This window comes from Pseudoduganella namucuonensis, assembly GCF_900116645.1.
In the GTDB taxonomy this organism is placed as follows: Bacteria; Pseudomonadota; Gammaproteobacteria; order Burkholderiales; family Burkholderiaceae_D; genus Rugamonas; species Rugamonas namucuonensis.
In genome coordinates, this window is sequence record NZ_FPBO01000003.1 from 189,086 (window position 1) to 201,198 (window position 12,113).

Annotated in this window: 13 protein-coding genes and 1 tRNA gene; 9 read left to right on the plus strand and 5 right to left on the minus strand. The window is 66.6% G+C overall.

Features of this window, described 5'->3' with window-relative positions; translation table 11 throughout:
- Positions 1-20 precede the first annotated feature (20 nt).
- Positions 21-941 (plus strand): TraB/GumN family protein, encoded by a 921-nt coding sequence (locus BM436_RS04795; RefSeq protein ID WP_093554077.1) that lies wholly within the window; start codon positions 21-23, stop codon positions 939-941.
- A gap of 84 nt (positions 942-1,025) precedes the next feature.
- Here BM436_RS04795 and BM436_RS04800 read toward each other — a convergent pair.
- Together BM436_RS04800 and argB are read right to left on the minus strand one after the other, a co-directional pair.
- A tRNA-Thr gene (locus BM436_RS04800) sits at positions 1,026-1,100 on the minus strand.
- Positions 1,101-1,142: 42 nt separating this feature from the next.
- Positions 1,143-2,069 (minus strand): acetylglutamate kinase, encoded by a 927-nt coding sequence (gene argB / locus BM436_RS04805; RefSeq protein WP_093554079.1) that lies wholly within the window; start codon positions 2,067-2,069, stop codon positions 1,143-1,145.
- A 118-nt stretch (positions 2,070-2,187) separates the two neighbouring features.
- Here argB and BM436_RS04810 point away from each other — a divergent pair, with 118 nt between their 5' ends.
- The 5 genes from BM436_RS04810 to BM436_RS04830 are packed head-to-tail and all read left to right on the plus strand — an operon-like array spanning position 2,188 to position 7,426.
- Entirely contained in the window at positions 2,188-2,772 is a 585-nt protein-coding gene (locus tag BM436_RS04810; RefSeq protein ID WP_093554081.1) for a sigma-70 family RNA polymerase sigma factor, read from the plus strand.
- Positions 2,773-2,788: 16 nt separating this feature from the next.
- Complete coding sequence (locus BM436_RS04815; protein WP_093554083.1) at positions 2,789-2,998, plus strand: zf-HC2 domain-containing protein; 210 nt, start codon at positions 2,789-2,791, stop codon at positions 2,996-2,998.
- The gene (locus BM436_RS04820) at positions 2,995-3,207 is read left to right on the plus strand and encodes a cysteine-rich CWC family protein (protein ID WP_093554085.1); all 213 of its coding nucleotides are present in this window, start codon (positions 2,995-2,997) and stop codon (positions 3,205-3,207) included. Before BM436_RS04815 ends, BM436_RS04820 begins: the two co-directional genes overlap by 4 nt.
- Positions 3,208-3,233: 26 nt before the next feature.
- The gene (locus BM436_RS04825; protein ID WP_093554087.1) at positions 3,234-6,266 is read left to right on the plus strand and encodes a hybrid sensor histidine kinase/response regulator; all 3,033 of its coding nucleotides are present in this window, start codon (positions 3,234-3,236) and stop codon (positions 6,264-6,266) included.
- Positions 6,267-6,277: 11 nt separating this feature from the next.
- Positions 6,278-7,426 carry a response regulator gene (locus BM436_RS04830; protein WP_093554089.1) on the plus strand — a complete coding sequence of 383 codons (1,149 nt, stop codon included), beginning with the start codon at positions 6,278-6,280 and terminating at the stop codon, positions 7,424-7,426.
- 12 nt (positions 7,427-7,438) lie between these two features.
- On the opposite strand, the gene BM436_RS04835 is transcribed toward BM436_RS04830, so the two are convergent.
- Positions 7,439-8,371: an extracellular catalytic domain type 1 short-chain-length polyhydroxyalkanoate depolymerase gene (locus BM436_RS04835; RefSeq protein WP_093554091.1), complete on the minus strand. Its 933-nt coding sequence runs from the start codon at positions 8,369-8,371 to the stop codon at positions 7,439-7,441.
- A 227-nt stretch (positions 8,372-8,598) separates the two neighbouring features.
- Here BM436_RS04835 and BM436_RS04840 point away from each other — a divergent pair, with 227 nt between their 5' ends.
- The 3 genes from BM436_RS04840 (at position 8,599) to BM436_RS04850 (ending at position 10,768) form a co-directional block, all read left to right on the plus strand.
- Positions 8,599-8,814, plus strand: coding sequence for a DUF1289 domain-containing protein (locus BM436_RS04840; RefSeq protein ID WP_093554093.1), 216 nt, complete (start codon positions 8,599-8,601; stop codon positions 8,812-8,814).
- A 1-nt stretch (position 8,815) separates the two neighbouring features.
- On the plus strand, positions 8,816-9,733 hold the full coding sequence (locus BM436_RS04845) for an MBL fold metallo-hydrolase (RefSeq protein ID WP_093554095.1): 918 nt from the start codon (positions 8,816-8,818) through the stop codon (positions 9,731-9,733).
- Between the two features lie 81 nt (positions 9,734-9,814).
- Positions 9,815-10,768, plus strand: a complete 954-nt coding sequence (locus BM436_RS04850; protein ID WP_093554097.1) for an NAD(P)H-dependent flavin oxidoreductase — start codon at positions 9,815-9,817, stop codon at positions 10,766-10,768.
- 103 nt (positions 10,769-10,871) lie between these two features.
- Here BM436_RS04850 and BM436_RS04855 read toward each other — a convergent pair whose 3' ends face one another.
- Positions 10,872-11,480, minus strand: a complete 609-nt coding sequence (locus BM436_RS04855; protein WP_093554099.1) for a helix-turn-helix domain-containing protein — start codon at positions 11,478-11,480, stop codon at positions 10,872-10,874.
- 49 nt (positions 11,481-11,529) lie between these two features.
- Positions 11,530-12,099, minus strand: coding sequence for a hypoxanthine-guanine phosphoribosyltransferase (locus BM436_RS04860; protein WP_093554101.1), 570 nt, complete (start codon positions 12,097-12,099; stop codon positions 11,530-11,532).
- Positions 12,100-12,113: the final 14 nt, after the last annotated feature.

Consider the following 12,113-nt stretch of genomic DNA (forward strand, 5'->3'; position numbering starts at 1 on the left):
GAGTATCCGCGAAGGAAAACATGCGACGCCAGATTATAGTGATGTTTTGCAGTCTGCTCCTGCTGGCGTTCGCGCCGGCCGGCGCCAACGAAGCGCCGCCGCAATCCACCATCCCCAACCGGGGCGCCCTGTTCAAGCTGGAACAGGGCGGACACACAGCTTACCTGTTCGGCACCATCCATGTCGGCGCGGCCGATTTCTATCCGCTGGAGCCGCGCGTGACGCAGGCCTTGCGCGCCTCCACCGCGCTGGCGCTGGAGGTCGACCCGCTGGGCGACCAGGGCAAGATCGCCAGGGCCGTGCGCGAGCACGGCATGTACCAGAACGGGCGCGGGCCGGCGTCGGCCGAGCTGTCGCCGCCCTTCCGTCCGCGGCTGGAAAAACTGCTGCGCCGCTACGCCATCCCGGACGAGGCGGTGGCCATGATGAAGCCGTGGATGCTGGCCACCATGCTGACGGTGAGCGAGTTCGCGGCCCAGGGCTACGAGCCGGCGCTGGCGGTGGACGTGTGGCTGTCGCGCCAGGCCAGGGAACGCAAGCTGCGCGTGGTGGAGCTGGAATCGGTGGCGGGCCAGATGGCGCTGTTCAACCGCATGAGCCTTGGCGACCAGGCGCGCTTCCTGGAGGAGGGCATCGCCGCCATCGAGGACCAGGAACAGGCGGAGCAGGCGCGCGAGATCGCCCAGGCCTGGCGCAACGCGGACGTGGCGGCGCTGGACGCGCTGGCGCTCAAGGCGCAGCAGGACGACACGTTTTCAGGCAGGTTTGTGCGGGAGGTGTTGCTGGAACAGCGCAATCCGGGGCTGGCGGATGGCATCGCGAAGCTGCTGGCGAACGAAAAGCACAGTATCGCCGCGATCGGCATCTTGCATCTGGTCGGAAAAGGGAGTGTGCCGGAGTTGCTGCGTCGGCGGGGAGTGCTGGTGGAGCGGATCTACTAGCTGGGGAAAATCACCAGGGCTAGGCGTAGCGCCGAAGGCAGTACGCTGTACGGCGAGGCGCTACAACGACGCCATGGGGATTTTTGGTGCCCTTTACGTGGATTGAACACGTGGCCTCTCCCTTACCAAGGGAGTGCTCTACCACTGAGCTAAAAGGGCATCTTGACTTGGCGGCTGTGGCTTTGCTTCGCCGCCAAATTTTTAGTGAGACCGGATCATAGTGCCAAAAGCCTGTTCCGTCAAGACTTCCAGCAACAAAGAATGCTCGATGCGGCCGTCGATGATGTGCACCGTGTTCACGCCGGACTTGGCCGCGTCCAGCGCGGAGGAGATTTTCGGCAGCATGCCGCCGGAGATGGTGCCGTCGGCGAACATCTCGTCGATCTCGCGCGCCGACAGGTCGGTCACCAGGTTGCCGTTCTTGTCCTGCACGCCGGCGATGTTGGTCATCATGATCAGCTTTTCGGCCTTCAGGATCTCCGCGATCTTGCCCGCCACCACGTCGGCGTTGATGTTGTAGGCCTGGCCGTCCTGGCCGAAGCCGATCGGCGAGATGATGGGGATGAAGGCGTCGTCCTGCAGCGCCTTCACCACCGCCGGGTTGATCGCGTCGATCTCGCCGACGAAGCCGATGTCCAGGAACTGGCCCGGGTTTTCGCGGTCCGGCATGGCCATCTTGCGGGCGCGGATCAAGCCGCCGTCCTTGCCGGTCAGGCCCACCGCCTGGCCGCCGTAGTGGTTGATCAGCATCACGATGTCCTGCTGCACCTCGCCGCCCAGCACCCATTCCACCACTTCCATGGTTTCCTCGTCGGTGATGCGCATGCCCTGCACGAAGGTGCCCTGCTTGCCGATCTTCTTCAGCGCGTTGTCGATCTGCGGACCGCCGCCGTGCACCACCACCGGATTCATGCCCACCAGTTTCAACAGGATCACATCGCGCGCGAAGCCGTGTTTCAGGCGCTCGTCGGTCATCGCGTTGCCGCCGTATTTGATGACGATGGTCTTGCCATGGAAATTGCGGATGTAAGGCAGGGCCTCGGCCAGGATCTGGGCCTTGATCGCGGGGGAAACGGCGGTCAGGTCGCCAGCGGGCACGTCCAGGTTCAGGGGGGTGAAGTGGGTCATGGCAGGTCCGGAAAAGATGGAGGTGGAATACTTGTTGGGCGCGATTTTACAGCGTTCAGTCCGAATTATAGGGCTTTTTCGGGTTGTCTTTTCCCGGACGTTCCGCTAGGCTGGCCGGATGAGCGATCCCGACCTCGATCCCGCGACACTGCACCGCCAGCTTGAAGCCATGCGGCCCCAGCTCGTCCGCTTCGCTTTGTTGCAACTGAGAAATGAAGCGCTGGCCGAGGACGCCGTGCAGGACACCCTGATCGCCGTGCTGGAGCGGCCCGGGGGCTTCCAGGGCAAGTCCGCGCTGCGCACCTACGTGACCGGCATCCTCAAGTACAAAATCATCGACAACCTGCGCGCCGCCACCCGCGAGCGGCAGATCGACTGCGCCGAGGACCAGTCCGAGGACGACGCCATCGACGCGCTGTTCGCCGCCGACGGCCACACCGTCGAGACGCCGCGCCAGTGGGGCGACCCGGACCGGACGCTGGAGCAGAAGGATTTCTTCAAGGTGCTGGAAGTGTGCCTGGAGAAGCTGCCGGCGAAATGCGCGCGCATTTTCATGATGCGCGAGTGGCTGGAACTGGAAACCGACGAAATCTGTAAGGAATTGGCGATCAGTTCGTCCAATGCATGGGTGCTGCTGTACCGCGCGCGCCTGCGGCTGCGGGAATGCCTGGACTTGAACTGGTTCGGCGCCCGCCAGGCATAGACGAGACGACCATATCATGGAAAAAGACGGCCTGAAACCGACCTGCAGGGAAGTGCACCGCCTGGTCTCCGAGGGGATGGACCGCGACCTGACGATGGTGGAGCGCACCCGCATGCGGCTGCACCTGATGGTGTGCGCCGCCTGCACCCGCTTCGACAACCAGATGGACACCCTGCGCAAGGCCATGCGCGGCTTCCCGCTGGGCGGCGACGGGGACCAGCCATGAGCGTGTGCAAGCGCTGCGGCGCGGAGTTCAGCTGCGCGATGGCCGACGGCGGCGACGGCGGCCCGTGCTGGTGCACGGCGATGCCGCCGGCGGTCCCGGTGCCCGCCGCCGACACCGACGTCAGCTGCTGGTGCCCGGCCTGCCTCAAGCTGCACATCGAAAATAAAAGGCGCGGCGGCGAAGCCGACCCCGCCGCCAAGCATCAGTAATCATAAGTAATCAAGAAAGCAATCCCATGCGCTTCCGGGACGTCCGCATCAGTGTCCGCATCAACGCCGGCTACGCCATCCTGATCCTGCTGATGATGGGTGTGATCCTGGTGGGCGTGAGCCGCATCTACGCGATCCGCGCCGAAACCGATCATATCCTGGGTCAGGACTGGGCCGCGGCCGACGCCATCAACAGCATCGACACCCAGTCGCGCGAGGCCGCCACCAGCATCGTCACGCTGATCATCCAGAAAAAGCTCGAGCACCGGGTCGACAGCTACGCCCGCATCGACAGCATCAAGCTCAATATCGACCGCGAACTGGAGCGCCTGGCGGAACTGGACGCCACCGACGAGGCGCGCCGGCTGATCGAAAAGATCAAGGAGGCGCGCGCGGCCTACTACGAGACCTTCATCGACGTGGCCGACATGGTGGAGGCGGACGACCGAGAGGCCGCCGAGGCGCGCATGAACCAGCTGTCCTTGCCGGCGCTGAACGTCCTGCTGGGCCATATCCGCGAGCTGGACCAGCTGCAGCAGCGCCAGGTGATGGCCAGCGCGGACCGCGCCCGCGCCGACATCAACTCCTCGCTGATGGCGATGTCGCTGTTCGGCCTGGCGGCGGTGGTGGTGGCGCTGGCCTTCGCCTACTCCGCGCGCGCCATCACCCGGCCGCTGGACGAGGCCATCGCCATCGCCACCCGCGTCGCCAAGGGCGACCTCAGTTCCGTCATCGAGGTCACCTCCAGGGACGAGACGGGCGAATTGCTGCGGGCCTTGAAGGACATGACGGTGAGCCTGGCGGCCGAACAGGCGCTGCGCCAGGCGGTGATGGTGGCCGAGGACGCGACCAAGATGAAGTCCGACTTCCTGGCCAATATGTCGCACGAGATCCGCACGCCGATGAACGGCATCATCGGCATGACGCACCTGGCGCTGCAGACCGACCTCACGCCCAGGCAGCGCAACTACCTGGAGAAAGTGGAGTCGGCCGCGCGCCACCTGCTGGGCATCATCAACGACATCCTGGACTTCTCCAAGATCGAGGCCGGCAAGATGGCCTTCGAGCGCATCGACTTCCACCTGGAGGACGTGATGGCGCAGATCGCCGACCTGTCCGTGATGCGCGCGCAGGACAAGGGCCTGGAACTGCTGTTCGACATCGGCCCGGGCGTGCCCGGCGCGCTGGTGGGCGATCCGCTGCGCTTCGGCCAGGTGCTGATCAATCTCACCAACAACGCCATCAAGTTCACGGAGAAGGGCGAGATCGTCGTCACCATCCGCCTGCTGGAGCGCGACGCCGACGGCGTGCGCCTGCGGGTGGACGTGCGCGACACAGGCGTCGGCCTCACGGCGGCGCAGCGCGCCCGCCTGTTCCAGGCCTTCACCCAGGCCGACACTTCCACCACGCGCCACCACGGCGGCACCGGCCTGGGGCTCACCATCAGCAAGCGGCTGGTGGAAATGATGGATGGCGAGATCGGGCTGGAAAGCCAGCCCGGCGTGGGCAGCGATTTCTGGTTCACCGCGAAATTCGGCGTGGCCGACGGCGCGCGCGAGGAGATGGCGGCGGACGCCGACATCTCCGGCGTCCGCGTGCTGGTGGTGGACGACAACCTGACGGCGCGCGAAATCTTCGGCGGCATGCTGGCCTCGCTGAAGTTCGACGCCGCGACGGTGGACGGCGCCGCCGCGGCGCTGCAGGCGCTGGCGCGGGCGCGCGCCGAGGGCCGCCCCTTCGGGCTGGCGCTGGTGGACTGGCAAATGCCGGGCATGAACGGCGTCGAACTGCTGCGGGCGCTGCGCGCGCAGGCCGCGGAGGCCGGGGCGGAGGCGCCGCGCGTCATCATGGTCACCGCCTATAACCGCGACGCGCTGCTGGACGAGGTGCGGGAGCTGGCCGTCGACGGCATGCTGAACAAACCGGTCAGCGCGTCCACGCTGCTGGACGCGATCTCTTCGGCCTACGGCAAGCAATTCACCGGCTGCCGCAAGACGCGCCGCGACGCCGACTACCAGTCCGCCGCGCGGGCGGTGCGCGGCGCCTGGCTGCTGCTGGTGGAGGACAACGAGGTGAACCAGGAGGTGGCGCAGCAGCTGCTGGGCGACGCCGGTGTGCGGGTGGACGTCGCCAGCAACGGCGCCATGGCGCTGGCCAAAATCGCCGTCAACGACTACGACGGCGTGCTGATGGATTGCCAGATGCCGGTGATGGACGGCTACGACGCCACCCGCAAGCTGCGCGAAAACCCGCGCTTCTCGGAGCTGCCCGTGATCGCGATGACGGCCAACGCCATGGTGGGGGACAAGGAGAAGTGCCTGGAGGCGGGCATGAACGACTTCATCGCCAAGCCCATCGAAGTGGCGCAGCTGTTCACGACGCTGGCGCGCTGGATCAAGGTGCGCGATCCGCAGCGGGTGGCCGAGGCGCCGCCGCCGCCGGCGCGGGACACGCTGCCGCCGATACCGGGCTTGAAAATGGAGGCCGCGCTGCGGCGCGTGGGCGGCAACGTGAAGCTGATGCGCAAGCTGCTGGGGCGCTTCGTCGAAACCCAGATGGACGTGATGGACCGCATCGCCGCCGCCATCGACGACAACGACCTGGTGGCCGCCACGCGCGAGGCCCACACCTGCAAGGGCCTGGCCGGCAATATCGGCGCCAGCGGCGTGGCCGACAGCGCCGCGCGGCTGGAGTACATGCTGGGCCACGGCGTGGAGGCGGGGCGCGACGAGGCCATCGCCGCGCTGGCGCTGGAACTGCGGGAAGTGATCGGCGTGATCGTGGCCGCCATCGGCCGTGGCGAGGGCGCGGCGGGAACGCATGGCGCGCAGCCGCCGGACCTCGACGCGCTCGCCGCCGCCATGCGCGAACTGGCGCAACTGCTGGCGCAGGACGACTCGGCGGCCGCCAAGCTGGCCGACGCCATGTGCGCGCGCTTGCACGCGGCCGGCCAGGGCGAGCATGGCCGCCAACTCAAACGCCAGATTGCGCAGTATGATTTCGAAGGCGCGCTGGCGCAGCTGAACGAAGCCGCCGGCGCGCTGCGCCTCACCCTCTAAGCGAGAAAGCCATGGAACCCCTCATCGCCAAGCCCACCATCCTGGTGGTGGACGACACGCCGGACAATATCGACCTGCTGTGCGCCGTGCTGGAACAGGACTACCGCACCAAGATCGCCGTCAACGGCGAGCGCGCGCTGAAGATCGCCAACGGCGACGCCAAGCCGGACCTGATCCTGCTGGACGTGATGATGCCCGGCATGAGCGGCTACGACGTGTGCAAGGCGCTGAAGGCCAATCCCGCCACGCGCGACATCCCCGTCATCTTCGTCACCGCCATGAGCGAGGTGACGGACGAGCAGACGGGCCTGGGCCTGGGCGCGGCGGACTACATCACCAAGCCCATCTCCGCGCCCATCGTCCTGGCGCGCATCAAGACGCAGCTGTCGATGAAGCGCGTGCACGACTTCCTGCGCGACCAGAACCACTTCCTCGAAACGGAGGTCGAGCGGCGCACGCGCGAGGTCGCGGCCGTGCAGGACGTGGCCATCCACACCATGGCCTCGCTGGCCGAAACGCGCGACAGCGAAACCGGCAACCATATCCGCCGCACCTCGTGGTACGTGAAGGCGCTGGCGGAAAAACTGAAGGACCATCCGCGCTTCGCCTCCTTCCTCACCGAGAAAAACATCGAGATGCTGTTCAAGTCCGCGCCGCTGCACGACATCGGCAAGGTGGGCATCCCGGACCGCATCCTGCTCAAGCCCGGCCGCTTCGAGGGCAACGAGATGGAGATCATGAAGACCCACACCACGCTGGGTCGCGACGCCATCATCGCCGCCGAGCGGGAGCTGGGCATCGAGGTGGACTTCCTCAAGTTCGCCAAGGAGATCGCCTACGGCCACCAGGAGAAGTGGGACGGCTCGGGCTATCCCGAGGGCCTGGCGGGCGACGCGATCCCGATCTCGGCGCGCCTGATGGCGGTGGCCGACGTGTACGACGCGCTGATCAGCCGCCGCGTCTACAAGGAGGGCATGCCGCACGAGCGGGCGGTGGCCATCATCGCCGAGGGGCGCGGCACGCACTTCGATCCGGACATGGTGGACGCCTTCATGGCCATCCTGGACCAGTTCGTGGACATCGCCCGCCGCTACGCGGACACCGACCACGACATGGACAGGAAGCGCGAGCGCCTGGAGCTGTTCACGCAAGCGCCGTGAGCCGGCGCCCGGTCAAGCGCCGACGGTCTTGAAGAAGCGCAGCATTTCGCGGCTGGCGTCCGGCCCGCGGTTGTCGGTGTAGCTGCCGTCCGCGCTGCCGCCGGACCAGGCGTGGCCGGCGCCGTGCACCACCCAGTGCTCGCCCAGCGGCTTGCCGCCCAGGTGGCGCAGGATGGTGCGGGTGTAGTGGTGGCCGTCCGGCACGCTGCCGGTGTCGATGGCGCGCTCGTGCGGCTGGCCGTGGCCGGCCAGTTTTTGCTCCATCAGCTGCTCGCCGTTGCGCGGATGGACGGTGTTGTCCTGGTCCCCGTGGAACACGATGATGGGCAGGCCGCCGCCGGCGATGGGTTCGGTGCGCCCCATGCCGCGGCGCATGGCGCTCAGGGCCGACGGCAGGTCCTTGGCGGAGGCGAAGGGCAGGCCGGAATGCACGCCCACGGCGTGGAACAGGTCCGGATACAGCGCGCCGACGATGGCCGCCATGGCGCCGCCGGCCGACAGCCCCGCCACGTAGACCTCCTTGCGCCGCACCGCGTAGCGCGCCATCACCTGTTGCGCGATGCCGGCGATGATGGACGGCTCGCCCTGGCCGCGCTGCTGGTCCAGGGCGCTGAACCAGTTCCAGCAGCGGTGCTGGTTGGCCTCCTGCGTCTGGGCGGGATAGACCACGAAGCAGCGCATTTCCTCCGCCAGCTCGTTCATGCGGGTGCCGACGGCGAAATCGTCCGGGTCCTGGGTGCAGCCGTGCAGCATCACCACCAGGGGCAGGGACTGGCCGCGATAGCCGCCGGGAACGTAGAGCTTGTATTGGCGGGTGCCGGCGTGGTTGCCGAATTCGCCGTTGAGGAAGTGGCCGGGTTGCGCCGGGCGGGAAGGGAACAAGGCGGCGATGAAAGACTGGGTCGCCTCGCGCATGTGCGCAAACAGATCGTGGTCGAGCTTCATGGTACCTCCAACGGTGATAAGGACGTCTCCCTCCGCCTCAAGTGGCATCGTCGGCCATCTGTGGTCACTGCAAGTATAGAAGTGTACTCGCATCCGATTTGTGCGGTGCAGCACAGAACGGGTATTTTTTGTTTTTCGAGAATGTCTAAATGGCAATAATTCGCACGGTCGGACGGATGGCGGGCCAGTCGCGGTAAAATAGGCCATCGCCCCAAGAAAGATGCGTCATGAGCCCTGACTCCCCCACCGGCGCGCCAGCCCTGGCCTCGCTGGTGCCATCCCCCTGCGTCAGCCTGTGCAAGATGAACCGCGAAACCGGGTATTGCGAAGGCTGCCTGCGCTCGATCGATGAAATCGTGGCCTGGGGCCGCGCCGACGACGACTTCAAGCGCGCCGTCTGGGAAGCCATCCGCCAGCGCGAGCAACTGATCGACTTCGAATAGCATGTCCTTAGACAAATTACCCGACAGCATCCACGTTTTCGAGCGGGGCTGGCTTTCGTCCAACAATGTGCTGATGTTGGGCCGCGACGACGCCACCCTGGTCGACAGCGGCTACATGATCCACGCCGAGCAGACGCTGGACCTGGTGCGACACGCCCTCAAGGGCCGCAAACTCGATCGCGTCGTCAACACGCACTTGCATTCCGACCACTGCGGCGGCAATGCGGCATTGCAGCAAAAATACGGCTGCACGGCCTGGATACCGGTGTCGGAGGCGGACAATGTGCGCGACTGGGACGAGGACAAGCTCAGCTTCAAGGCCACCGGCCAGCGCTGCCCCCGTTTCAGCTTCGACGGCACCCTGTCGCCCGGGGACACGCTGGCCATGGCGGACCTGGAATGGCAAGTGCTGGGCGCGCCCGGCCACGACGCCCACTCGCTGATGCTGTTCTGCCAGAACGAGGGCATCCTGATCTCGGCCGACGCATTGTGGCAGAACGGTTTCGGCGTGATCTTCCCGGAACTGGACGGGGAATCGGGCTTCATCGAGGAACGCGCGACCTTGGAACTGATCGCCTCGCTGGACGCGCGCATCGTGATTCCTGGCCACGGCGCCGTGTTCACGGACGTGGCGGCGGCGCTCAAGCGCGCCCGCACGCGGCTCGATTTCCTGTCCGGCAACCCGGTGCGCAACGCGGAATACGCGGTGAAGGTGCTGCTCAAGTTCCTGTTGCTGGAACGCCAGCGCATGCCGGTGGACCAGGTGCCGGCGCTGTTCGCGTCGCTGCCCATCGTGGTGGCGGCGTCGCAACGGTATCTGGGCAAGCCGCCGGAGGAGGTGGCGGCCTGGACCGTGAAGCAACTGGTGCGCGCCTGCAGCGCCCGCATTGAGGACGGCTACCTGCTCAACGATGGCTGAACCCGCGCCGCCGCCGGGAAGTCGTGATATTTTCGCACGATCGTTCTATAATCATCTGATCGATAACCAGCGGAGTCCGCCATGGCCTTGCCCACCGTGCTGCAAAACCTGTCCCTGCCCGTCATAGGGTCCCCGATGTTCATTGCCAGCGGGCCGAAGCTGGTCGCGGCGCAGTGCAAGGCCGGCATCGTCGGCTCCTTCCCGGCGTTGAACGCGCGGCCCGCCGAGCTGCTCGACACCTGGCTGACCGACCTGCAGGCCGAACTGGCCGCCTGGCAGGCCGGGCATCCGGACCGGCGCGTCGGCCCCATCGCCGTCAACCAGATCGTCCACCAGTCCAACGACCGCCTCGCGCACGACGTCGAGGTCTGCGTGAAGCACCAGGTGCCCATCATCATTTCCTCGCTGCGCGCGCCGCCGAAGGAGATGATGGACGCCATCCACGGCTACGGCGGCATCGTGCTGCACGACGTGGTCTCGATCCGCCACGCGCAAAAGGCGCTGGAGGCGGGCGTCGACGGCCTGATCCTGGTGGCCAGCGGCGCCGGCGGCCACGCCGGCACCCTGTCCCCGTTCGCGCTGGTGGGCGAGGTGCGCAAGTTCTTCCAGGGGCCGGTCGCGCTGTCCGGCTCCATCGCCACCGGCGACGCCATCCTCGCGGCGCAGGCCATGGGCGCGGACTTCGCCTACATCGGCTCGCGCTGGCTGGCGACCGAGGAGGCCAACGTCACGGACGACTACCGCAACGCCATCATCGAATCGGCCGCCTCGGACATCGTGTACACCAACCTGTTCACCGGCGTGCACGGCAACTACCTGAAGAAGTCGATCATCGCGGCGGGACTGGACCCGGACGCGTTGCCGGAATCCGACAAGAGCAAGATGAGTTTCGGCTCCGGCAGCGCCAAGGCCTGGCGCGACATCTGGGGCGCGGGCCAGGGCGTGGGGCTGATGCACGACGCGCCGTCGGTGGCGGAGGTGGTGGCGCGGCTGAAGGCCGAATACGCCGCCGCCCGCGCACGGTTGGCTTTGTAAAAACCAACGGCAGAGTCTGGGGTCAGACCCGCGATCCGAGTCCCATGCCTATGTTGCGGCGTGTGGCGCGTAGGGTCTGACCCCGGTGTTGCGCCGTTGGTTTTTAATTCGCGGCGGTGGCGCTCAGCTTGACCAAATCCGCCTCCGTGCCCTTGATGAAGATCTTGGTCTGTTCCAGCACCGCCCGCAGGGGCGCGTCGCCGCCGCGCCACAAGCCGGCGAATTCCGCCGCCGTGTAGCAGGCCGGGTTGACGGCCCGTCCCACCAGCCCGGGCAGCGGCGCCAGGATGGCGCGCAGTTCGTCGTGGATGGCCCGCGGCGCCACCGCCACCAGTTCGATGCCGCCGTCGGCGTGCACGGTGCCGGTGACCGCCGCGCCGTGGATGAACACCGCCTCGGCCTGCGCCAGCACCGGCTGCAGCGCGGCGCGCAGCACCTCGCCCGCGCCGAAGGTCTTCACGACGATGCCGCGCAATTCCTCGAAGATGGGCGCCTCGTGGTTGACCTGGTAGTGCTTCTGGTTGCCCGCGCGCCAGCCGTGCACCAGGCCGGATTCCTCCAGGCTGGCCAGTTCGCGCTGCACCGCGCCCGAACCGCAGGCGGCGAGGGAGATGATCTCGTTGGCGTAAAAGGAGCGGTACGGCTGGCCGTAAAGCACGGCCAGTACCCGTTGCTGTGTCTTGGTGAACAAGACGTCTGCGAAGATACCCATATTGGGCATCTTAGTGCCCGGGCCGGGCTAAGTCAAAACTAAAGCGGTGTCAGTCTTCGGTCTTGATGGCCCACAGGCCGGGCAGGTTGCGCCAGTAGCCATAGGCGTCCATGCCGTAGCCGACCACGAAGCGGTTGGGGATGGTGATGCCGACCAGGTCCGGCTTGACCGGTTTGGCCTTGCCGATGGCCTTGTCCGCGAACACGGCCAGGATCACCTCGGCGGCGCCCATGTCCAGCAGGCGCTGTTTCACGTGCGCCAGCGTCTCGCCCTCGTCCAGGATGTCGTCCAGCACGATCACGGTGCGGCCCACCACGTTGGAGCGGGGGATCACCTTCCACACCACCTGGCCGCCCTTGTCCTCGTCGCCGTAGCGGCTGACGTGGATGTAGTCGAATTCGAGCGGGAAGGTCAGCTGCGGCAGCAGGTTGCCGGTGAAGACCACCGCGCCGCCCATCACGCCCAGCACCAGCGGGAATTCCTGGTTGTCCGGATTGTCGAAACGCTCGTTCAGCTCTTTCGCCATGCGCGTCACGGACGCGTCGACGGTGGCCTTGTCAAAGATTTCTTCCGCGTTCTCGAGGAGGGAGCGGGCGCGATTGTGGTGGAAGTCTTGCATGATATATAAATAAA